The sequence below is a fragment of the Pseudomonas sp. VE 267-6A genome (genome assembly GCF_024126555.1).
Classification (GTDB): Bacteria; Pseudomonadota; Gammaproteobacteria; order Pseudomonadales; family Pseudomonadaceae; genus Aquipseudomonas; species Aquipseudomonas palmensis.
In genome coordinates this window covers 25021-47361 of sequence record NZ_JAMYBY010000027.1, presented here as the reverse complement: position 1 = coordinate 47361, position 22341 = coordinate 25021, and the positions used below count along the sequence as shown (strand labels likewise).

Genomic DNA, 22341 nt, shown 5'->3' with positions numbered 1-22341 from the left:
TTAGTGGTGATGCCCGCAATCGGGGCCATGGACGTGGTCGTCATCTTCGCCAGCATCGGCCGGCTCCATTTCCAGCTGCAGGCTCACCAGGTTGGTGGCCAGCGGGCGCAGCAGCAGGTTGGCATACTCGGCGTCGCCTTCTTCAACATCGACACCGATCAGCAGCTGGCCGCGGCCATCCTGCTGAATCCACACTTCCTTGCCTTGCCACAGCACGGCAAAACGGGTGCAGGGAGTTTCCAGCTGGGTGCCATCTTCATCTTCGAGGATCAGCTGCAGGGCGTCGGACATAATCGAGTTCTCTTTCAAGGTTGGAGTTGGAACGGATACACCGAACCCAGCTTGAGGATCTGGGTCAGCTCATCCAGTGCCGTACGACATTCCAGCAACAGCTGCGGGTCAGCCAGGTCGCGTTCGCTCAGGCTGTCGCGGTAGTGCCTGTCGACCCATTGGGTCAGGGTGTCGTACAGCGGCGCGGTCATGATAACCCCTGGGTTGACGGCCGCCAGTTCCGTTTCGTTGAGCGCCACGCGCAAACGCAGGCACGCGGGGCCGCCGCCATTCTGCATGCTCTGCTTGAGGTCGAAGACCTTGACCTCGGTCACCGGCCCGCCCTGGCCGGTCAAGGCCGACAGATAGGCCCAGACCCGCTCGTTGTTGCGGCATTCCTCCGGCACGATCAGCAGCATCGAACCGTCTTCACGGGACAGCAACTGACTGTTGAACAGATACGAACGCACGGCGTCCTCGACCGTCACCTGGGCCCGCGGCACGCAGATGGCCTTGAACTTGCCGCCACATCCGGCCAGTTTAGCCTGCAGCTCGGCCAGCACCGCTTCGGTGTCGAGGAAGGCGTCCTCGTGATAGAACAGCACCTCGCCGTTGCCCACCGCGATCACATCGTTGTGAAACACGCCCTGGTCGATCACGGCAGGGTTCTGCTGAGCATAGACCACGCCGTCGGCACTCAGGCCATGCAGCCGGGCAACCGCCTGGGAAGCCTCCAGGGTCTGGCGGGCCGGGTATTTGTGCGGCGCCGGGTAGCGCGCATCGAACGCACTGCGCCCGAACACGAAGAACTCCACGCCCGGTTCGCCATAGGCACGGCAGAAGCGCGTGTGGTTGGCAGCACCTTCGTCACCGAACTGCGCCACCGCCGGCAACGCGGCATGGTGGGCAAAGTGCTGCGCATTGGCGAACATCGCGCCCAGCACACGACTGGTGGTCGGGTGCTCGATACTGCGGTGGTACTTGCAGTTCAGGTTGGCCGCCGTGAAGTGCACGCGTCCATCGGCCGTATCGGCGCTCGGGCTGACCGTGGCGGCGTTGGCCACCCACATGCTGGACGCAGAGCAACTGGCGACCAGCAACGGCATCGCCTCCCTGGCCGCCCGCTCGATGACCTGCGCATCGCTGCCGCCAAAGCCCAGGCGACGCAGCGCAGCCACATCCGGACGCTCCTGCGGGGCCAGTACGCCCTGCACAAAGCCCATCTCCATCAGCGCCTTCATCTTCGCCAGGCCCTGGCGCGCCGCTTCACGCGGGTTGGATGCCTGCTGGCTGTTGCTCTGCGAAGCAACGTTGCCGTAGGACAGCCCGCCGTAGTTGTGCGTCGGCCCCACCAGGCCATCAAAATTCACTTCAAATGATTTCATCGGCTAAGGCTCCGTGAAGCTGTTGTTATAGGGTGACGCCGGGCGTCAGCGTGGCGGGCAGCACAAGGCTGGATGCCTCCAGCGACGCCACCGGGTAGGCGCAGTAGTCGGCCGCGTAATAGGCGCTCGCCCGATGGTTGCCACTGGCCCCGACACCACCGAACGGTGCGCTGCTGGCGGCACCGGTCAGTTGCTTGTTCCAGTTGACGATACCGGCGCGGCTTTCCAGCCAGAACTGCTGGTAGCGCGCCTCGGAATCGGACAACAGCCCTGCGGCCAGGCCGTACTGGGTGTTGTTGGCTTCGCGGATCGCGGCATCGAAATCGCTGTAGCGGATAACCTGCAGCAGCGGCCCGAAGAACTCCTCGTCCGGGCGCTCGGCCACCGAGGTCACGTCGATGATGCCCGGGGTCAGCAACGCCGCATCGGCCTGTGGCTGGGTCATCGGCAGCAGCGACTGTGCGCCGCTGGCCAGCAACTGGGCCTGGGCATCGAGCAGCGCGCGGGCTGCCCCCAGGGAGATCACCGAGCCCATGAACGGCGCCGGCTGCTGATCGAACGCGCCCACCGAAATGTTCCGGCTGACGGCCACCAGCCGCGCCAGCAGGGTGTCGCCCCATTCGCCTTGGGGTACCAGCAGGCGGCGTGCACAGGTGCAGCGCTGGCCGGCGGAAATGAAGGCCGACTGAATGATGGTGTATACCGCAGCGTCCAGGTCCTGCACCTGGTCGACCACCAGGGGGTTGTTGCCCCCCATCTCCAGGGCCAGGATCTTGTCGGGGCGCCCCGAAAACTGCTGGTGCAGCAGGTTGCCGGTGCGGCTGGAGCCGGTGAAGAACAGGCCGTCGATGCCGGGGTTGGCCGCCAGGGCCACCCCGGTTTCCCGCGCCCCCTGCACCAGGTTGAGCACGCCAGCCGGCAGCCCGGCCTCGATCCAGCACCTGAGCGTCAGCTCGGCCACTTTCGGCGTGAGCTCGCTGGGCTTGAACACCACGCTGTTACCGGCCAGCAGCGCCGGCACGATATGCCCGTTGGGCAGGTGGCCCGGGAAGTTGTACGGGCCGAACACCGCCACCACACCGTGGGGCTTGTGCCGCAGTACCGCCGTGGCGTCAGCCAGCGGGCCGCTCTTCTCGCCGGTACGTTCGCGGTAGCTCTGCACCGAAATGGCCACCTTGTTGACCATGCTGGTCACTTCGGTGGTGGCCTCCCACAGCGGCTTGCCGGTTTCTTCGCCGATGCAGCGGGCCAGTTCATCGGCGTGGGCATTGAGGCTCGCGGCAAAGGCTTCGAGCACACTGATACGCGCCTCCAGCGGCTGGCGAGCCCAGCCAGCAAAGGCTTGACGCGCAGCCTGTACCGCGGCCTCGACCTGCCCCGCGTCGGCGCCCTGGCCCTGCCAGATCACCTGTTGGCTGACCGGGTTCAGCGACTGCAGGGCCTCGCCCTGGCCGGCCTGCCATGTACCGGCAATGTAGTGCGTGGTCATTATTTGGCCTCCCGTGCTGCGGACAGTGGCACCGCACGTACCTGGTCACCGGCGCTCAGGCGCAGGCGCTTGGCCGTCAGCGGGTCGACCACCAGGGTGCCCGCAGCCAAGCGCGCGGGCGCTGCGGTGATACGGCAGTCCTCGCGCTTGCGGTTGTGGATGATGAATGGGGTGGCATCGTCGCCCGGCGTGCCGATCGCCAGCACCAGGGCCTGGCTGTCGTGCACCGCGCGAATCTTGCTGGTCTGGCACTCGACCGCCGGGCCCGCGTCGAAGATGTCGACGTAGCCCTGATAGCTGAAGCCTTCGCTCTGCAGCATGGCCAGCGCCGGTTCGGTATCGGTGTGCACGCGCCCGATCACATTGCGCGCCGCCTCGGACAGAAAGCAGGTGTACAGCGGAAACTTGGGCATCAGCTCGGCGATGAACGCCTTGTTGCCGACCCCGGTCAGGTAGTCGGCCTGGCTGAACTCCATCTTGAAGAAGTGTCGGCCCAGGCTCTCCCAGAAGGGCGAACGGCCCTGCTCGTCGGACATGCCGCGCATTTCGGCAATGATCTTGTTGCCGAACAGTTCGCTGAATTCGGCGATGAACAGCAGGCGAGCCTTGGCCAGCAGGCGACCATTGAGGCCACTGCGGTAGTCGCTGCGCAGAAACAGGGAGCACAACTCGGAGTTGCCGGTCAGGTCGTTGGCCAGAAACAGCGTGGGGATCTCGCGGTAGATGTCCAGTTCCTGGGACGCGCTGACGGTCAGGCCCACCCGGTAGTTGTACCAGGGTTCACGCAGCCCAACGGCACCGGCGATGGCCGAAATGCCCACCACTTCGCCTTCGTCGTTCTCGAGCACGAACAGGTAGTCGGCATCGCCACGCTCGGCTTCGCCGCGGAAGGTCTTCTCGGCCCAGCCCACCCGGTGGGCCAGGCGCTCTTCGTTGGCCGGCAGAGTGGTCAGGCCGGTGGTGCCGGTGCTGCGCGCCAGCTCGATCAGCGCCGGTAGGTCGCTGCTGCGTACGGGACGAACAATCATGCTATCTCCTCGGGCAGGTGCCTGCTGGCCCCTGCGAAACTCGACCTGGGGTAGCCAGGCAATCAGACCGCGACCAGGCGCACGCTGGCGCCCTCACCCACTCCCAGCGCCTCGGCGGCGGCCAGGTCCAGCTGCACCGGTTTGCCAGGGGCCCAGTCCAGCTCCAGCATCACGGCGCGGTAATCCTGCAACTGGCCGTTGGATACCAGGTACGGGCGCCCACCCTTGACGGCCTGCTCCTGCAGCTTGACCGGCACCAGCCGGCTCTGGGCGATGGAGCGGATGCCGGACACCCGCGCATGCAGGGTCGGCCCACCGTCGAAGATGTCGATGTAGTGATCGGTCTCGAAGCCTTCGCGCATCAGGATGTCGAAGGTGATCTGCGCGCGCGGGTGCACCTGGCCCATGGCCTCCTGCGCGGCATCCGGCAGCAGGGGCACATAGATGGGGTAATGCGGCATCAGCTCGGCAAGGAAGGTGCGGCTCTTGAGCCCGCACAGGCGCTCGGCGGCAGCGTAGTTGAGGTCGAAGAAGTTGCGCCCGATGGCATCCCAGAACGGCGAGTCGCCGTGCTCGTCGCTGTAGCCGACGATCTCGGTCACCACCGAATCGGCAAACCGCTCCGGGTGCGCTGCCATGAACAGCAGCCGGCCGCGGGAATTGAGCTCGGCCCAGCCGGTGCCCACCAGTTCGGGCAGCACGTAGAAGCTGGTCAGCAGGCTGTTGCCGGTCAGGTCGTGACACTGCGACAGCACATGGATCTTGTTGTGGATCTTCAGCTCGCGCGAGGCGTGCACGAAGGTCTCGTTGCGAAAACTGTAGAACGGCTCGGAATAGCCGGCCGAGGCCACGATGGCCGAACAGCCGACCAGCTTGCCGGTCTCGCTGTCTTCGAGCACGAAGAAGTAGCTCTCCTCGCCATTGAAGCTGACTTCGGCGGCAAAGGAGGTTTCGGACGCGGCGATCTTGTCGCCCAGGCGACCGGCATCATCCGGCAGGGACGTGACACCGATGGGACTGTCCGCGGCCAGACGCTGCACTTCACCCAGGTCAGCCATTTGCGCGGGGCGCATCACCAGCATGGTGTCACTCCTTTAGGGAAAATCGGGCCGACAGCTGCCGGCGCAGAAGAAGCGGCACGTGCCACGGGCACGGGCCACCAGAATCGGTTCGCTGGCCACCGGGGCCAGCGAAGGACCGCAGGCCGGTATCAGGCCTTGGTCAGTGCAGCGGCAGCGCGTTCGAAGCGGTCCAGGCCTTCATCGATGTCGGCATCTTCCACCACCAGGCTGGGGGCGAAACGCACCACGTCCGGGCCGGCCTGCAAAACCATCAGGCCTTCTTTCTCGGCAGCATTGAACACGTCCTTGGCCTTGCCCTTCCAGGCATCGGACAACACGCAACCGATCAGCAGGCCCAGGCCGCGGACCTGGGTGAACAGGCCGTACTGCTGGCCGATCTTCTCCAGGCGCGCCTTGAAGCGCTCGTGCTTGGCCTTGACGCCCGCCAGCACTTCGGGGGTGTTGACCACATCCAGCACCGCAGAGGCCACGGCGCAGCCCAACGGGTTGCCGCCATAGGTGGTGCCGTGGGTGCCCACGGCCAGGTGCTTGGCCAGCGCTTCGGTGGTCAGCATCGCGGCAATCGGGAAGCCGCCGCCCAGGCTCTTGGCGCTGGTCAGGATGTCGGGGGTCACGCCGTAGTGCATGTAGGCGAAAAGCTCGCCGGTACGGCCGACGCCGGTCTGCACTTCGTCGAAGATCAGCAGTGCGTTGTGCTTGTCGCACAGCTCGCGCGCGCCTTGCAGATAGGCCTTGTCGGCCGGCACCACGCCGCTCTCGCCCTGGATCGGCTCGATCACCACCGCGCAGGTCTTGTCGCTGATCTGCGCCTTGAGCGCTTCGAGGTCGTTGTACGGCACATGGCTGATGCCGGTGATCTTAGGGCCGAAGCCGTCGGAGTACTTGGGCTGGCCACCGACGCTCACGGTGAACAGGGTGCGACCGTGGAAGCTGTTCACGGTAGCGATGATCTCGTGCTTTTCAGGGCCGAAGCGGTCGTGGGCGACACGACGGGCCAGCTTGAAGGCGGCCTCGTTGGCCTCGGCGCCGGAGTTGCAGAAGAACGCACGCTCGGCAAAGGTGGCGTCGACCAGCTTGTGGGCCAGGCGCAGGGCTGGCTCGTTGGTGAACACGTTGGACACGTGCCACAGCTTGTTGGCCTGCTCGGTCAGCGCACCGACCAGTGCCGGGTGGGCGTGCCCCAGGACGTTTACGGCGATGCCGCCAGCGAAATCGATCAGCTCGCGCCCCGCCTGGTCCCATACACGGGAGCCCTGGCCACGCACGGGGATGAAAGCGGCCGGCGCATAGTTGGGGACCATTACCTGGTCGAAATCGGCGCGTTGCACCGGAGCTTGCTCAACGGACATCGGAGTCTCCTGAAGAGGAACGCCTGCCTGGAACTGGCGAGCGATGGGGGGATTGTAAGGACTGATGAACGCCCGGCCTTGCCGCCAAGCGACAACTTCTTATAGCGCCAAACCCTGTTTTGCCAAGGCTTTCGGCAATGCGACAAATAGGGTCGCAAAGGCGCAGTTTAAACGGTGCGCGGTGCTGGCGGGGAGATTGTGTCACGCACGGATTTGCGGGGGCTGCTTCGCTGGCAAGCCAGCGCCCTCGGGCCTGTGCAGCACCCTTCGAAGCTGCGGGCGCTGGTTTGCCGCCGAAGGTCGCGCTGCGCTACCGAATCAGCCGCGCTCGGCAGGCGCCGACGACAACTCGAACGGGCTGTTGCTGCGGCGCTGGTTGCGGTCTTCGCGTGGCGTTGCGCCAAAGAAGTTGCGGTACGCGCTGGAAAAATGCGGCCCCGACGAGAACCCGCACGACAGGCCGATCTGGATGATCGACTTGCTGGTCTGCATCAGCATCTGGCGCGCCTTGTTCAAGCGCAGCTCCAGGTAATACTGGCTGGGCACCCGATTGAGGTACTGCTTGAAGATCCGCTCCAGCTGCCGGCGCGATACGCACACATGCTGGGCAATCTCGTCGGTGGTCAACGGCTCCTCGATGTTGGCCTCCATCAGCAGCACCGCCTGGGTCAGCTTCGGATGGCTGGAGCCCAGGCGATTCTGCAGCGGGATGCGCTGACGCTCGCCCCCCTCGCGAATGCGCTCGACCACCAGCTCTTCGGAAACCGCACCGGCAAGCTCGGCGCCATGGTCACGGGCCAGCACGGCCAGCAGCAGGTCCAGTACCGACATGCCACCACAGGCGGTCAGCCGATCGCGATCCCAGTCGAACAGGTGGCTGGTGGCGATGACCTTGGGGAAGCGCTCGGCGAAGTCATCCTGCCAGCGCCAGTGCACTGCGGCGCGATAACCATCCAGCAGGCCCAGCTGGGCCAGCGGATACACACCTGCCGATAGACCACCCACCACGCACCCCGAGCGCACCAGTTGCTTGAGCGCGCTGCCCAGCGCCGCGCCTACCGCCTGCGGCGGCTCATCGGCCAGCAGAAACAGCTTCTGGCAACCTTCCAGCCGCCCCACCCAGGCTTCGCCGGGCAAGCGCCAGGCGCCCTCCGGCGCAGGTTCGGCCTGCAGGAACAGCAACTCGTAGACCACTTCGGGGTGCACCTTCTGGGCCACCCGCAAGACCTCTTCGGCCAGCGCCAGGGTCAAGGCCTTGGTGCTGGGCCAGAGGAGAAAACCGATTCGCTGGGTGGTCATTGGGTAAGGTCCGAAACCTGAGAGGAGTCTGGGAGAAAAGCCTCGATCGAGGCGCAGCATGCCCTATTCTGGTGCAAAGCGGCAGCCTCGAACTGTAGCACGGTCGATTACTTCAGGCTGCCGGACAGGAACTGCTGCAACCGCTCGGACTGCGGGTTGACCAGCACTTCACGCGGGTTGCCGCTCTCTTCGACCACACCTTTGTGCAGGAACACCAGCTGGTTGGACACCTCGCGGGCGAAGCCCATCTCGTGGGTCACCACCACCATGGTGCGGCCTTCCTGGGCCAGCGCCTGCATCACCTTGAGCACATCGCCCACCAGCTCCGGGTCCAGCGCCGAGGTCGGCTCGTCGAACAGCATCACTTCAGGCTCCATCGCCAGTGCACGGGCGATCGCCACACGCTGCTGCTCACCACCGGACATATGGCCCGGGTAGGCATCCTTGCGATGGGACACACCGACCTTGGCCAGGTAGTGCTCGGCCTTTTCCAGCGCGTCCTTGCGGCTCATGCCCAGCACGTGCACCGGTGCCTCGATGATGTTCTCCAGCGCAGTCATGTGCGACCACAGGTTGAAGTGCTGGAACACCATCGACAGACGCGAGCGCATGCGCTGCAACTGCTTGGGGTCGGCCGCCTTCAGCGCGCCGTCCTTGTTCGCCACCAGCTTCAACTCTTCGTTGTTGAGCAGGATCTTGCCGGCATGCGGCTGCTCGAGCAGGTTGATGCAGCGCAGGAAGGTGCTCTTGCCCGAGCCGCTGGAGCCGATGATGCTGATCACATCGCCCGCCTTGGCCGCCAGGGACACACCCTTGAGCACTTCGTGACTGCCATAGCGTTTGTGCAGGTCTTGGACTTCGAGTTTGTACATGCTGTCGGTTCTCACAAAGCGTCAGTCCCGGGCCTGCGCCCGGGGCGAAAAAGTTGCCGCCGGGCTCAGCCCTTGCGCGGCGCCAGGTAGCCGAGCCAGCGGCGTTCAGCCAGCTTGAACAGGCGCACCAGAATGAAGGTCAGGCACAGGTAGAACACACCGGCGGTGATGTACGCCTCGAACGGCAGGTAGTACTGGGCATTGACCGTGCGCGCCGCACCGGTGATGTCGATCAAGGTCACGATCGACGCCAGGCTGGTGGTCTGCAGCATCATGATCACTTCATTGCTGTACTGCGGCAGCGCCCGGCGCAGGGCCGAGGGCAGCAGGATGCGGCGGTACATCTTGACCCGCGACATGCCCATCGCCTTGGCCGCTTCGATCTCGCCGTGGGGCGTGGCCTTGAGGCTGCCGGCGATGATTTCGGCGGTGTAGGCACTGGTATTGATGGCAAAGGCCAGGCACGCACAGAAGGTCGCACTGGACAGCCACGGCCACAGGAAGCTCTCGCGCACCGCCTCGAACTGGGCCAGCCCGTAATAGATCAGAAACAGCTGCACCAGCATCGGCGTGCCACGAATCACGTAGGTGTAGAGCCAGGCGCTCATGTTCACCAGCGGCTGCTTGGACACCCGCATCAGGCCCAGCGGCACTGCCACCAGCAGGCCGAACAGCAACGACAGCGCCAGCAGCTTGAGCGTGGTCAGCATGCCGCTCAGGTACAGCGGCATGGCTTCCCAGATGACGTTGTAATCGAAAATCATAGATCAGCCGCCTTTACGCCAACCGAGTAGCGTTTCTCGAGGTAACGCAGGGCCAGCAACGAGACGCTGGTGATCACCAGGTACAACGCCGCGACCGCCAGGAAGAACGTGAACGGCTCGCGGGTCGCGTCCGCCGCCTGCTTGGCCTTGAACATCATGTCTTGCAGGCCCACCACCGAAATCAGTGCGGTGGCCTTGGTCAGTACCAGCCAGTTGTTGGTGAAGCCAGGGATCGCCAGGCGAATCATCTGCGGCACCAGCACCCGGAAGAAGATCTGCAGGCCGCTCATGCCATAGGCCATGCCGGCTTCGGCCTGCCCCTTGGGGATGGCCATGAAAGCGCCGCGGAAGGTTTCGGACAGGTATGCACCAAAGATGAAGCCCAGGGTACCGATACCCGCCATCAGCGGATTGAGGTCGATGTAATCGTCGAAACCGAGCAAGGGTGCGACGCGGTTGAGCAGGTCCTGACCGCCGTAGAAGATCAGCAGGATCAGCACCAGGTCGGGGATCCCGCGGATCACCGTGGCGTACAGGTCGCCCAGCCAGGCCAGCCAGCGCACCGGCGACAGCCGCAGCGCCACGCCGATCAGGCCCAGTACGATGGCCAGGGCCATGGACGACAAGGCGAGCTGTAGCGTCAGCCATGCTCCATCGAGGATGACTGCCCCGTAGCCTTTCAACATGTTGAGGTCCTCGACCTTAGGGATGAAAAAATGGTGCAAACCTCAGCGCTTCTGCTGCTTGCACCATTGAACAGGTGAAACGTCGACGGATTACTGCGCGTCAGGGCCGTAGATGTCGAAGTTGAAATACTTGTCCTGGATCTTCTTGTACTCGCCATTGGCACGGATGCCGTCGATGGCGGTGTTGATCTTGTCCTTCAGGGCGTCGCCCTTGCGCACGGCGATACCGATACCGTCACCGAAGTACTTGGCGTCGGTGAAGGACGGGCCTACGAATGCATAGCCCTTGCCGGCGTCGGTCTTGAGGAAACCGTCTTCGAGCAGGGTCGCATCGGCCACGGTGCCATCCAGACGACCGGCGGCAACGTCCAGGTAGATTTCGTTCTGGGTGCCGTAGGGAACGATGGTGGCGCCTTTGGGGGCCAGCACTTCCTTGGCGAAACGGTCGTGGATCGAGCCACGCTGAACGCCGATCTTCTTGCCCTTGAGTTCGTCCAGGCTGTCGCTGACGGTGGTACCGTCCTTCATCACCAGGCGGGCCGGCGTGAGGTAGTAGCGCTTGGTGAAGTCCACGGACTTCTTGCGATCATCGGTGATCGACATGGACGACAGGATGGCGTCGATCTTGCGCACCTTCAGCGCCGGGATCAGGCCGTCGAATTCCTGCTCGACCCAAACGCACTTGACCTTCATCTCTGCACACAGCGCGTTGCCGATGTCGTAGTCGAAGCCCACGATGCTGCCGTCCGGCGCCTTGGAAGCGAACGGTGGGTAGGCGGCCTCGATGCCGATCTTCAGTGGTTTTTCATCAGCCAGCGATGCCAGGGAAAACACGGACAGCGCCAGGGCGCCAAGCAGTGCGAGTTTCTTCATCTGGGAACTCCATCGGTAAAGGGCAATACGTGACAGGCCGATTGGCCGTCGACGTTGCGAATGGGTACAACGCGAGCTGCGCAGGGCTCGACGAAACAGGGTCGAGGCATCACGAGCGAGTGATTGGCATTTTAGCGACAGCTCCGAACCCGATATTTCTTCAATGCGACAACTAGTTACAGAAGCGCCGGAAGTCAGGGCCGGAGATATTGACAGCTTTCGCGGAATATGCAAAAGCGAGAGACAAATAACCTATCAATCAAGCAATAACCGCGCCCATTATTGGCAAAGCCTTGTAATCCGGCAAGTGCAGCGTGGCACCCATGCAAAATTGGCGTGGTGGATGCGCCCGGATCGGGCGGCGGCGTTTCCCAATGCCCCGTTTGTGTGCGAAACCGGTGACAGAAAAGGTTACCGATGAAAGTCGGCGTAACAGGCATGAAAAAGCCCCGCAGTGCGGGGCTTTGTGCTGACAGCCAACCGGCCCTATCGCCGGCAGGCCGACCCCTACACGGGCCGGCCTGCCGGCGATGACTCAGGCCGACGCCAGGTTCATCGACTTGTGCGTGTCGATCAGGTGCTGCACCACACCCGGGTCGGCCAGCGTCGAGATATCGCCCAGGCCGTCGTACTCGGCCGTGGCGATCTTGCGCAGGATACGGCGCATGATCTTGCCCGAGCGGGTTTTAGGCAGCCCTGGCGCCCACTGGATCACGTCTGGCGAGGCGATCGGCCCGATCTCCTTGCGCACCCAGTTCTTCAGCTCCAGACGCAATGCTTCGCTCGGCTCCTCGCCACCGTTGAGCGTGACGTAGACATAGATGCCCTGCCCCTTCAGATCATGCGGCACACCGACGACCGCCGCCTCGGCGACCTTCGGGTGCGCAACCATGGCGCTCTCGATCTCGGCGGTCCCCATGCGGTGGCCCGAGACGTTGAGTACGTCGTCGACCCGGCCGGTGATCCAGTAGTAGCCGTCTTCGTCGCGGCGCGCGCCGTCACCGGTGAAGTACATGCCGCGGAAGGTCTTGAAGTAGGTGTCGACGAAACGGTCGTGATCGCCGTACAGCGAACGCGACTGGCCCGGCCACGAATCGAGGATCACCAGGTTGCCCTCGGCGGCGCCGTCGATCAGGTTGCCCAGGTTGTCCACCAGCGCCGGCACCACGCCGAAGAACGGACGGGTGGCCGAGCCCGGCTTGAGCGCAGTGGCGCCCGGCAGCGGGCTGATCAGGATGCCGCCGGTCTCGGTCTGCCACCAGGTGTCGACGATCGGGCAACGCTCCTTGCCCACGGTGGTGTGGTACCAGTTCCAGGCTTCAGGGTTGATCGGCTCGCCCACCGAGCCCAGCAGGCGCAGGCTCGAACCGTCGGCATCCTTCATGGCCGCCTGACCTTCGGCCATCATCGCGCGAATGGCGGTGGGCGCGGTGTAGAGGATGTTGACCTTGTGCTTGTCGACGATCTTCGCCACACGGGTGATGTCCGGGTAGTTCGGCACGCCTTCGAACAGCAGGGTGGTGGCGCCGTTGGCCAGCGGGCCATAGACGATGTAGCTGTGACCGGTTACCCAGCCCACGTCGGCGGTGCACCAGTACACGTCACCAGGGCGATAGTCGAACACGCGCTCATGGGTCAGCGAGGCGTACACCAGGTAGCCGCCAGTGGTGTGCAGCACGCCCTTGGGCTTGCCGGTGGAGCCGGAGGTATAGAGGATGAACAGCGCTTCTTCGGCGCCCATCTCTTTCGGCGCGCAGTGGGCAGAAGCCACTTTCATCAGGTCTTCGTACCAGATGTCGCGGTGCTGGTGCCAGGCAATGTCGCCACCGGTGCGCTTGCACACGATGATCTTCTGCACGCTGGCGGTTTCCGGGTTGGTCAGCGCCAGGTCGACGTTGGCCTTGAGTGCGGTACGACGCCCGCCACGCAGCCCTTCGTCGGCGGTGATCACGACCTTGGACTTGCAGTCGATGATGCGCCCGGCCAGCGCCTCGGGCGAGAAGCCGCCGAACACCACCGAGTGGATCGCGCCGATACGCGCGCACGCCAGCATGGCGACCACGGCTTCGGGAATCATCGGCATGTAGATGGTCACCACGTCGCCGCGGTGCACGTCCTGGCCACGCAGGGCGTTGGCGAACTTGCAGACCTGCTCGTGCAGTTCGCGATAGGTGATGTTGCGGTGCTCGGAAGGGTCGTCGCCTTCCCAGATGATCGCCAGCTGATCGCCACGCTCGGCCAGGTGACGGTCCAGGCAGTTGTAGGAAACGTTCAGAGTGCCGTCGGCAAACCACTTGATGTCGACATGGTGGTCGTCGAACGAGGTCTGCTTGACCTTGGTGAAGGGCTTGATCCACTCGAGGCGCTGAGCTTGCTCGCGCCAGAAGCCGTCAGGGTTGATCACCGACTGCTGGTACATGGCCTTGTAGGTCGCCTCGTCGGTCAGCGTGTTGGCCGCAACCTCGGGACGCACGGGATACAGGGGAGCCGCACTCATCTTTGTTACCTCGGTGTAATAGTTGTTTTTGTATGACCTCGTTTTAACTGTACCAGAGCGCCAAGGGCCATTCGACGTTGGTAGTAACGGGACCTGCATTTGGTCCAACACTGCGCGCCGACCGCTCTGGCACGGGCGTTCCAGCGCAGCAACAGATAGAAAAATAAATCCCGGGGTGAAATTTCAACTGATTGTTACAGTTTCCGCCAACAGTGTTTATCAAAACGGGCTCTGTTTCGGGGCCCGCCACACTCCTAGAATTCACCTCGCCAGCAACGGCAACGCGAATTAACTGGTAACAGCCCCCACGAAGGCATGTTAATCCCGCGATAACCCTGAAAGTTTCAACTTGCTGCACACGCCGCGCCACAAGCGCAGCGTGACCCCTTACGACCTTAGACAGGTAACTTGAAGATGAAAGCTTTACTGGTATTGGCACTCGGTAGTTTTTGCGCATCGGCCATGGCGGCTGAAGTTGCAGATGTTTCCGCCGAGCAGATTCCGGTTGAACAATACAGTTACTCGCAACATCTGGACATCGCCAAAGTCATTTCCATGACCGAAGTCCCGAACGTCTGCGAAGTGGTTCCGGCCCGCATGACCTACGAGGACTCCCAAGGCCAGAAGCACATTCTCGAATACCGCGTCATGGGTAACGGGTGCTCCAACGGCTGATAGAGCACACTGACGGTAGTTGCGCCTCGGGCCTTGTGTCGACGAGGCGCACCCTCACTGAAAACAGTAACTTCCCCGCCTTTCAAGTCACTCCACAACTTTGCCGATTGCGTAATCACGCAACTTGTTGGCAATGGTGGTATGCGAAACGCCCAGGCGTTTACCCAGTGCTCTGCTACTGGGGAATTCACCCTGCAAACTTTCAAGTACGGCTTTTTCGAAACGACCGACTATTTGCGACAAGTCACCTTCCAGGGAAAACTCGCCCAAAGGTTGGCGCGCGCCATAATCGGGCAGGCGAATGTGCTCGGCCTTGACCACCCCGCCGTCGCACAATGAAACCGCCTGGAACAGTACGTTCTCCAGTTGCCGCACGTTGCCCGGCCAATGGTATTGGCTCAGGCGCTCCATCGCCGCCGGTGCCAGGCTCGGCAACGGGCAGCCAATCTGACGGCTGGCCTGGTCGAGAAAATGCTCCACCAGCGGCGCCAGGCCGTCCAGGCACTCGCGCAGCGGTGGAATGTGCAGCGACAGCACGTTGAGGCGGTGATACAGGTCCTGGCGAAACTCGCCGCGGGCGCACAACTCCGACAAGTCCACCTGGGTCGCGCAGATCACCCGCACATCCAGGTACACCTCCTCGTCACTGCCCACCCGGCGAAAGCAACCGTCCTGCAGAAAGCGCAACAGCTTCACCTGCAGGCGCGGGCTCATCTCACCCACGCCGTCGAGAAACAGCGTGCCGCCAGCGGTCAGTTCCAGCAGGCCAAGCTTGCCCTCGGCGCGGGCGCCTTCGAACGCTCCCGGCCCGTAGCCGAACAGCTCGGTCTCGGCCATCGACTCGGGCAGCCCGGCACAGTTGAGCGCCATCAGCGGCGCCTGCCCACGCGGACTGGCCAGGTGGCAGGCACGGGCCAGCAGCTCCTTGCCGGTACCGGTCTCGCCCTCGATCAGCAGTGGCGCATCCAGCGGCGCCATGCGACGTGCCTCGCGCACCACCGCCGCCATCACCCTGGAGCTCTGGAAAATGCTGTCAAACCCACGCAGCTCCTGCTTGCGCACGTTGTAGATGCGTTCGCCGATGCGGTCAGCCCGGTGCAGGGTCAGCACGGCCCCTGCCAGCGCCTCGCTGTCATCGTGCTCGGACTGCAGCGGTGCGATATCGGCCAGGAACACATCGCCTTTGATCTTCACCCGCAAGCCGTTGATGCGTGACTTGTTGGCCCGCACCAACTCCGGCAGGTCGAAATCCTCGGCATACCGCGACAATGCAATGCCCGGCACTTCGTCCACCCGTACCCCGAGCAACTGTGCCGCCGAACGGTTGGCCGCGACGATCGAGCCCCCCATGTCGATCGACAGCACGGGAAAATCCAGCGCACCCAGCAAGGCATTGAGCTCCATGTGCCGGCGCTCGCTGGGCATCAGGCCCACGCGCTTGACCCCGAACACACCGGTAATGGCTTCGAACTTGGGGCGCAGCGCCTGGAACTGCAGGTTGATCAGGTTCGGGCAGTGCAGGTAGATGGCATTGCCATGCTCGCCCCCCACCTCGCCGCGGGCCACGTTGATCCCGTACTCGACCAGCAGGTTGAGCATGTCGCGCAAGATACCGATGCGGTTCTGGCAGTGCACTTTGATACGCATGAAAGGTCCTACAAACAAGAAGACGAGGCCAACTATCTGCACAACGGCATGAATTCTCGTAAAGAATACGTTACAAAAAGGCGGATTCACAGCTACCAGTACCTGCGTTTTCTCGGCACTTCGGCACCACCGTAAAATCTGCGTTACAAAAATACGGTTGAACCGCCCGCCGGGCACGAGGCAACGGGATGCAAACACCAGGGTGAGGGGGTATTCCTAGGGCATGGCGAAAGCCACCCTATAACAATAAAGGCCCTCATCAGGAGAGCAGCATGAAACAGACGCACTACGTGGCCCGCGAGCCCGATGCGCAGGGTTTTATCGATTACCCGCCGCAGGAACATGCGGTGTGGAATACCCTGATCACCCGCCAGCTGAAGGTGATCGAGGGGCGCGCGTGCCAGGAGTACCTGGACGGCATCGAACAACTGAACCTGCCTCATGACCGCATTCCGCAACTGAGCGAGATCAACCAGGTACTGGGCGCCACCACCGGCTGGCAAGTTGCCCGCGTGCCGGCCCTGATCCCCTTCCAGACCTTCTTCGAACTGCTGGCCAGCAAGCGCTTTCCGGTGGCCACCTTCATTCGCACCGAAGAAGAACTCGACTATCTGCAAGAGCCCGACATCTTTCACGAGATCTTCGGCCACTGCCCGCTGCTGACCAACCCCTGGTTTGCCGAATTCACCCACACCTACGGCAAACTCGGCCTGGCCGCGACCAAGGAACAGCGCGTCTACCTGGCCCGCCTGTACTGGATGACCATCGAGTTCGGTCTGGTGGACACCCCGCAGGGCCGCAGGATCTACGGCGGCGGCATCCTCTCCTCGCCCAAGGAAACCGTCTACAGCCTGTCCGACGAACCGGAACACCAGGCCTTCGATCCGCTCGAGGCCATGCGCACGCCGTATCGCATCGATATCCTGCAGCCGGTGTACTTCGCCCTGCCGCAGCTCAAGCGCTTGTTCGACCTGGCCCACGAAGACATCATGGGCATGGTTCAACGCGCCATGCAGCTGGGCCTGCACGCCCCCAAATTCCCCCCCAAGGTGGCCGCTTGAGCCACCCTGTACACCTATAACAACCACTTGCGGAAGAATCACCTATGAACGCCTTGAACCAAGCCCATTGCGAAGCCTGCCGTGCCGACGCCCCACAGGTCAGCGACGAAGAACTGCCGGTACTGATCAAGCAGATCCCGGATTGGAACATCGAAGTGCGCGACGGCATCATGCAGCTGGAAAAAGTGTTCCTGTTCAAGAATTTCAAACATGCCCTGGCGTTCACCAACGCAGTGGGCGAGATCTCCGAAGCCGAAGGCCATCACCCTGGCCTGCTGACCGAGTGGGGCAAGGTCACCGTGACCTGGTGGAGCCACTCGATCAAGGGCCTGCACCGCAACGACTTCATCATGGCCGCGCGCACCGATGAGGTCGCCAGCACCGCAGAAGGTCGCAAGTAATGCACTTCGGCGCCATCGCGCGCGTGCCGGGCGACCCGATTCTGGGGCTGATGGAGGCGTACGCCAGGGACACCAACCCCGACAGGTTCGACCTGGGGGTTGGCGTGTTCAAGGACGCCCAGGGCCTTACCCCGGTGCCCAGGGCGGTCAAGCTGGCCGAACAGCGCCTGCTCGACGGCCAGACCAGCAAGAGCTACGTAGGCGGTCACGGGGATGCAGCCTTCGGACAACTGATCGCGCAACTGGTACTTGGTGACGACGCGCCACTGCTCGCAGCCCGGCGCGCAGGTGCCACGCAAACCCCGGGCGGCACCGGCGCACTGCGACTGGCGGCGGAGTTCATCCGCCAGTGCCTGCCAGGGCGTGGCATCTGGCTGAGCGACCCGACCTGGCCGATCCACGAAACGCTGTTCGCCAGTGCCGGCCTGAAGGTCAGTCACTACCCCTATGTGGGCGCAGACAACCGCCTGAACGTGACCGGCATGCTCGCGGCACTGGAATCGGTGCCCTCGGGCGACGTGGTGCTGCTGCACGCCTGCTGCCACAACCCCACCGGCTTCGACCTGTCGCAGCAGGACTGGCAGGCGGTGCTGGAAGTGGTCAAGCGCCGCGAACTGCTGCCGCTGATCGACTTCGCCTACCAGGGCTTCGGTGACGGGTTGGAGCAGGATGCCTGGGCCGTGAGGCTGTTTGCCCAGGCCCTGCCGGAGCTGCTGGTGACCAGTTCGTGCTCGAAGAACTTCGGCCTGTACCGCGAGCGCACCGGTGCGCTGCTGGTATGCGCCGACAGCGCCGAAAAGCTGCAGGATGTGCGCAGTCAGCTGGCATCGATTGCACGCAACCTGTGGTCGACGCCGCCAGACCATGGCGCGGCGGTGGTGGCGACGATTCTTGGCGATCCGGCGCTCAAGCGCCTGTGGGCCGACGAAGTCGACGCCATGCGCCAGCGCATCGCCATGCTGCGGGTCGGCCTGGTCGAGGCGCTGCAGCCCCATGGGCTGAGCGAGCGGTTCGCGCATATCGCCGCGCAACGCGGAATGTTCTCCTACACCGGCCTCTCACCGCAGCAAGTGACGCAACTGCGCGAGAAGCACAGTGTGTACATGGTCGGTACCGGGCGGGCGAACATCGCCGGGGCGGATGCGGCCAGGCTGCAGGTGCTGGCGGCGGCCATCGCGGACGTCTGTCGCTGAAGCCTTCGTCGGCAAGGCCGGCTCCTACAGGGACGACGTCGATCCGTGTAGGCGCTGGCCGTGCCGGCGAAGCCGCTGAAGGCCACCAATCAGCAGGAAAATTCATACTGTCATCCAGACTCCTGTATCCTGCCCAGGCTTTATCGAAGCCAAGCGCGCCTTGCGCAGCCTTTCCACCTTATAAACTTGCGAGGAACGACGAGATGCATGAAATCCCGAATCTTCCCTTCCCAAGCCTGAACCAAGCCGAGCAGCCTGCTGCTCCTCTCAGCGCCGAACCTGCCCACGTGGCAGATTCCGATGGCGACGAAACCCCGAGCGCCGAACAGGAATAAACCGCGCACTACCCGGCGTGTGAAAACCACTACGACAGGGGACGACCCCGGCAACGGGTTTTCACACCGCCAAGAACCCTCCCCGCGCTCCACAGGTCTATGATAGGCACTCCAGCCCGTCACCTCCCGGACCTTCCATGCCTGTCACACCGCGCCCCCTGGCGGTCACCCTGCAAGTCGTCTCCATCGTGCTATTCACCTTCATCGGCTACCTCAACATCGGCATTCCCCTGGCCGTGCTGCCCGGCTTCGTGCACGACACCCTGGGGTTCGGCGCCGTGGTCGCCGGCCTGGTGATCAGCGTGCAATACCTCGCCACCCTGCTCAGCCGCCCCTATGCCAGCCGCCTCATCGACAATCAGGGCTGCAAGCGTGCGGTGATGTACGGCCTGGGCGGCTGCGGCCTGAGCGGTGTGTTCATGTTGCTGGCCGCCTGGCTGCAGGCCACGCCCTGGATGAGCCTGACCAGCCTGCTGGTGGGGCGCCTGGTGCTGGGCAGCGCCGAAAGCCTGGTGGGTTCGGGCGCCATCGGCTGGGGCATCGGCCGGGTGGGCGCGCAGCACACCGCCAAGGTGATCTCCTGGAACGGCATCGCCAGCTACGGCGCGCTGGCCATCGGCGCACCGCTGGGGGTGGTGCTGGTACAGCAGCTGGGGCTGTGGAGCATGGGCGTGAGCATCCTGCTGCTGTGCGCGGCAGGCCTGGCGCTGGCCTGGCCCAAGCAGGCGGCGCCGATCGTCAGTGGCGTGCGCATGCCGTTTCTGCACGTGCTGGGGCGGGTGTTCGGGCATGGCTCGGGGCTGGCGCTGGGCTCGATCGGCTTTGGCACCATCGCCACCTTCATTACCCTGTACTACGCCAGCCAGTCCTGGCACAACGCCGCCTTGTGCCTGAGCCTGTTCGGCGCCAGCTTCATCAGCGCACGCCTGCTGTTCGGCAACCTGATCAACCGTCTGGGCGGCTACCGTGTCGCCATTGCCTGCCTGAGCGTGGAGACGATCGGCCTGTTGCTGCTGTGGCTGGCCCCCAGCGCCGAACTGGCACTGGCCGGTGCAGCACTGAGCGGCTTCGGCTTTTCGCTGGTATTCCCGGCGCTGGGGGTAGAGGCGGTCAATCTGGTGCCGGCGGCCAACCGCGGTGCCGCGGTGGGGGCCTACTCACTGTTCATCGACCTGTCGCTGGGTATCACTGGACCACTGGCGGGGGCCGTGGCGGCAGGTTTCGGCTTTGCCTCGATCTTTCTGTTTGCGGCAATCGCCGCCTTGTGCGGCCTGCTGCTCAGCCTTTACCTGTACCGCCAGGCACGACTGAACCCGGTACGCCACACGCTTCAGTAGTCGATCTTGCCGCGCCCGGCCTTGATCGCCCCGCGCTTGCTCTTTGACTCCAGGCGACGGGTCTTGGAGCCCAGGGTCGGGCGCGTAGGCCGCCGCGCCTTCTCGACCTTCACCGCCGCCAGAATCAGTTCGCGCAAGCGCTCCAGGGCGTCGGCCCGGTTCTGCTCCTGGGTACGGTATTGCTGGGCCTTGAGCACGATCACCCCGTCGCTGGTGATCCGGCTGTCACGCAGGCCCAGCAACCGTTCCTTGTGAAACGGCGGCAGTGACGAGGCATTGATGTCAAAGCGCAGGTGCACGGCGCTGGAGACCTTGTTGACGTTCTGCCCACCGGCGCCCTGGGCGCGAATGGCGTTCAATTCGATCTCGTCATCGGGAATGTGCACGGCGTTGGAAATGATCAGCATGGGCCTGGCTTTGCGCGAATTGGCCTTCAGGATACCCGCCCTGGTGCACAAAACCAAAAAGCCCGGCACAAGGCCGGGCTTTCATTGCAGCATCCTGCGCTTACTTGAGGGCGGCGCTCGGCACTGCAGGGGCGCCGTTGGCGCTGCGCTTGCTCTTGAGCCAGTAGAAGCCCCACATCACCACCAGCCATACCGGAATCGCGTACACCGATACACGGATGCCCGGCATCAGCAGCATGATGCCCAGGATGAACACCACGAACGCCAGGCAGAGGTAGTTGCCGTAGGGGTAGATCAGCGCGCGGAACAGCGACTTCTGACCGGTACGGTCCATGTGCTGGCGGAACTTGAGGTGCGAGTAGCTGATCATCGCCCAGTTGATCACCAGGGTCGCCACCACCAGCGACATCAGCAGCTCCAGGGCGCTGTGCGGCATCAGGTAGTTGAGCAGCACCGCCACCACGGTAACGGCTGCCGACGCCAGAATCGAGCGTACCGGCACGCCACGCTTGTCGATCTTGGCCAGGCTGGCCGGCGCATCACCCTGCTCGGCCATGCCGTAGAGCATGCGCGCGTTGCAGTAGGTACCACTGTTGTACACCGACAGCGCCGCGGTCAGCACCACGAAGTTGAGGATATGCGCTGCGGTGTTGCTGCCCAGCAGCGAGAACACCTGCACGAACGGGCTGGCGCTGTAGGCATCGCCCGAGCTGGTCAGGCTGCTGACCAGGCTGTCCCACGGGGTCAGCGACAGCAGCACCACCAGGGCACCGATGTAGAAGATCAGGATGCGGTAGATGACCTGGTTGATCGCCTTGGGGATCACGGTCTTCGGCTTGTCGGCCTCGGCTGCGGTGAAACCGAGCATTTCCAGGCCGCCGAAGGAGAACATGATGATCGCCATGGCCATCACCAGGCCGCCGACGCCGTGCGGGAAGAAACCGCCGTGGGCCCACAGGTTGGTGACCGAGGCTTCAGGGCCGCCGCTGCCGCTGACCAGCAGGTAGCTGCCCAGGCCGATCATGCCGACGATGGCCAGCACCTTGATGATCGCGAACCAGAACTCCGCCTCGCCGAACACCTTCACGTTGGCCAGGTTGATCGCGTTGATGAGGATGAAGAATGCGGCTGCCGAGGCCCAGGTGGGGATCTCCGGCCACCAGTAGTGGACATACTTGCCGACCGCGGTCAGCTCCGACATCCCCACCAGGATGTACAGCACCCAGCAGTTCCAGCCCGACAGGAAGCCGGCGAAACCGCCCCAGTACTTGTGGGCGAAGTGGGCGAAGGAGCCGGCCACCGGCTCTTCGACGATCATCTCGCCCAGCTGGCGCATGATCAGGAAGGCAATGAAGCCGCAGATCGCATAGCCCAGGATCATCGACGGGCCGGCCGATTGCATCACCCCGGCCGACCCCAGGAACAGGCCGGTGCCGATGGCGCCACCGAGGGCGATCAGCTGGATGTGGCGGTTTTTCAGGCCACGCTTGAGCTCACCTGAATGCGAGTTTTGTCCACTCATGAACGGAGTCACCTGTTTGTTTTTATCTGTGACGGAATCGGACCCACCGCGCTCGTGGCGCAGCGGAATTAACAAGGTGGTATACCTTGAGGAGTCTTGGACCAGAGCCTTCGGTACGGGCGTCAGCCCGAGGCGAATCAGCCCGGAGTCAGCAAGGTTGCGCGGTACG

General features: G+C 63.7%; 21 protein-coding genes. 6 read left to right on the top strand and 15 right to left on the bottom strand.

Annotated features, from left to right (window positions below):
* The 12 genes from NJH59_RS24315 to acs form a co-directional block, all read right to left on the bottom strand.
* Window positions 1–291: a topoisomerase II gene (locus NJH59_RS24315; protein WP_253087410.1), complete on the bottom strand. Its 291-nt coding sequence runs from the start codon at window positions 289–291 to the stop codon at window positions 1–3.
* A 14-nt stretch (window positions 292–305) separates the two neighbouring features.
* Window positions 306–1655 carry an N-succinylarginine dihydrolase gene (astB, locus tag NJH59_RS24310; protein ID WP_253087409.1) on the bottom strand — a complete coding sequence of 450 codons (1350 nt, stop codon included), beginning with the start codon at window positions 1653–1655 and terminating at the stop codon, window positions 306–308.
* A gap of 25 nt (window positions 1656–1680) precedes the next feature.
* The gene (astD, locus tag NJH59_RS24305) at window positions 1681–3147 is read right to left on the bottom strand and encodes a succinylglutamate-semialdehyde dehydrogenase (RefSeq protein WP_253087413.1); all 1467 of its coding nucleotides are present in this window, start codon (window positions 3145–3147) and stop codon (window positions 1681–1683) included.
* Window positions 3144–4172: an arginine N-succinyltransferase gene (astA, locus tag NJH59_RS24300; protein WP_043860289.1), complete on the bottom strand. Its 1029-nt coding sequence runs from the start codon at window positions 4170–4172 to the stop codon at window positions 3144–3146. The genes astD and astA overlap by 4 nt, the downstream gene beginning before the upstream one ends.
* A gap of 62 nt (window positions 4173–4234) precedes the next feature.
* Window positions 4235–5254, bottom strand: coding sequence for an arginine/ornithine succinyltransferase subunit alpha (aruF, locus tag NJH59_RS24295; RefSeq protein WP_043860288.1), 1020 nt, complete (start codon window positions 5252–5254; stop codon window positions 4235–4237).
* A 128-nt stretch (window positions 5255–5382) separates the two neighbouring features.
* Entirely contained in the window at window positions 5383–6603 is a 1221-nt protein-coding gene (locus tag NJH59_RS24290; protein WP_043860287.1) for an aspartate aminotransferase family protein, read from the bottom strand.
* A 318-nt stretch (window positions 6604–6921) separates the two neighbouring features.
* Window positions 6922–7902, bottom strand: a complete 981-nt coding sequence (argR, locus tag NJH59_RS24285; RefSeq protein WP_043860286.1) for a transcriptional regulator ArgR — start codon at window positions 7900–7902, stop codon at window positions 6922–6924.
* 107 nt (window positions 7903–8009) lie between these two features.
* Entirely contained in the window at window positions 8010–8774 is a 765-nt protein-coding gene (locus NJH59_RS24280; protein WP_043860285.1) for an ABC transporter ATP-binding protein, read from the bottom strand.
* A 65-nt stretch (window positions 8775–8839) separates the two neighbouring features.
* Window positions 8840–9538 (bottom strand): ABC transporter permease, encoded by a 699-nt coding sequence (locus tag NJH59_RS24275; RefSeq protein ID WP_054916584.1) that lies wholly within the window; start codon window positions 9536–9538, stop codon window positions 8840–8842.
* Entirely contained in the window at window positions 9535–10224 is a 690-nt protein-coding gene (locus NJH59_RS24270; protein ID WP_054916585.1) for an ABC transporter permease, read from the bottom strand. Before NJH59_RS24270 ends, NJH59_RS24275 begins: the two co-directional genes overlap by 4 nt.
* Window positions 10225–10314: 90 nt before the next feature.
* On the bottom strand, window positions 10315–11097 hold the full coding sequence (locus NJH59_RS24265) for an ABC transporter substrate-binding protein (protein ID WP_043860283.1): 783 nt from the start codon (window positions 11095–11097) through the stop codon (window positions 10315–10317).
* 535 nt (window positions 11098–11632) lie between these two features.
* On the bottom strand, window positions 11633–13594 hold the full coding sequence (acs, locus tag NJH59_RS24260; RefSeq protein ID WP_043860282.1) for an acetate--CoA ligase: 1962 nt from the start codon (window positions 13592–13594) through the stop codon (window positions 11633–11635).
* Between the two features lie 414 nt (window positions 13595–14008).
* On the opposite strand from acs, the gene NJH59_RS24255 reads away from it, so the two are divergent.
* The gene (locus tag NJH59_RS24255; RefSeq protein WP_043860281.1) at window positions 14009–14269 is read left to right on the top strand and encodes a DUF2790 domain-containing protein; all 261 of its coding nucleotides are present in this window, start codon (window positions 14009–14011) and stop codon (window positions 14267–14269) included.
* Between the two features lie 87 nt (window positions 14270–14356).
* On the opposite strand, the gene NJH59_RS24250 is transcribed toward NJH59_RS24255, so the two are convergent.
* Window positions 14357–15916 (bottom strand): sigma-54-dependent phenylalanine hydroxylase transcriptional regulator PhhR, encoded by a 1560-nt coding sequence (locus tag NJH59_RS24250; protein ID WP_043860280.1) that lies wholly within the window; start codon window positions 15914–15916, stop codon window positions 14357–14359.
* Window positions 15917–16188: 272 nt separating this feature from the next.
* Between NJH59_RS24250 and phhA the strand changes: the two genes are divergently transcribed.
* From phhA to NJH59_RS24230, 5 genes are all read left to right on the top strand, one after another.
* Window positions 16189–16977, top strand: coding sequence for a phenylalanine 4-monooxygenase (phhA, locus tag NJH59_RS24245; protein ID WP_043860279.1), 789 nt, complete (start codon window positions 16189–16191; stop codon window positions 16975–16977).
* Between the two features lie 44 nt (window positions 16978–17021).
* Window positions 17022–17378, top strand: a complete 357-nt coding sequence (locus NJH59_RS24240) for a 4a-hydroxytetrahydrobiopterin dehydratase (protein ID WP_036994257.1) — start codon at window positions 17022–17024, stop codon at window positions 17376–17378.
* On the top strand, window positions 17378–18571 hold the full coding sequence (locus NJH59_RS24235; RefSeq protein WP_253087408.1) for an amino acid aminotransferase: 1194 nt from the start codon (window positions 17378–17380) through the stop codon (window positions 18569–18571). The genes NJH59_RS24240 and NJH59_RS24235 overlap by 1 nt, the downstream gene beginning before the upstream one ends.
* Window positions 18572–18774: 203 nt before the next feature.
* Window positions 18775–18906: a hypothetical protein gene (locus tag NJH59_RS25550; RefSeq protein ID WP_255002693.1), complete on the top strand. Its 132-nt coding sequence runs from the start codon at window positions 18775–18777 to the stop codon at window positions 18904–18906.
* A 137-nt stretch (window positions 18907–19043) separates the two neighbouring features.
* Complete coding sequence (locus NJH59_RS24230) at window positions 19044–20243, top strand: MFS transporter (protein ID WP_253087407.1); 1200 nt, start codon at window positions 19044–19046, stop codon at window positions 20241–20243.
* Here the strand turns inward: NJH59_RS24230 and arfB are convergent.
* Both arfB and NJH59_RS24220 read right to left on the bottom strand, forming a co-directional pair.
* Window positions 20237–20650, bottom strand: coding sequence for an alternative ribosome rescue aminoacyl-tRNA hydrolase ArfB (gene arfB / locus NJH59_RS24225; protein ID WP_043864296.1), 414 nt, complete (start codon window positions 20648–20650; stop codon window positions 20237–20239). The genes NJH59_RS24230 and arfB overlap by 7 nt on opposite strands.
* 100 nt (window positions 20651–20750) lie before the next feature.
* Entirely contained in the window at window positions 20751–22172 is a 1422-nt protein-coding gene (locus NJH59_RS24220; RefSeq protein ID WP_043864106.1) for an amino acid permease, read from the bottom strand.
* Between the last annotated feature and the right edge of the window lie 169 nt (window positions 22173–22341).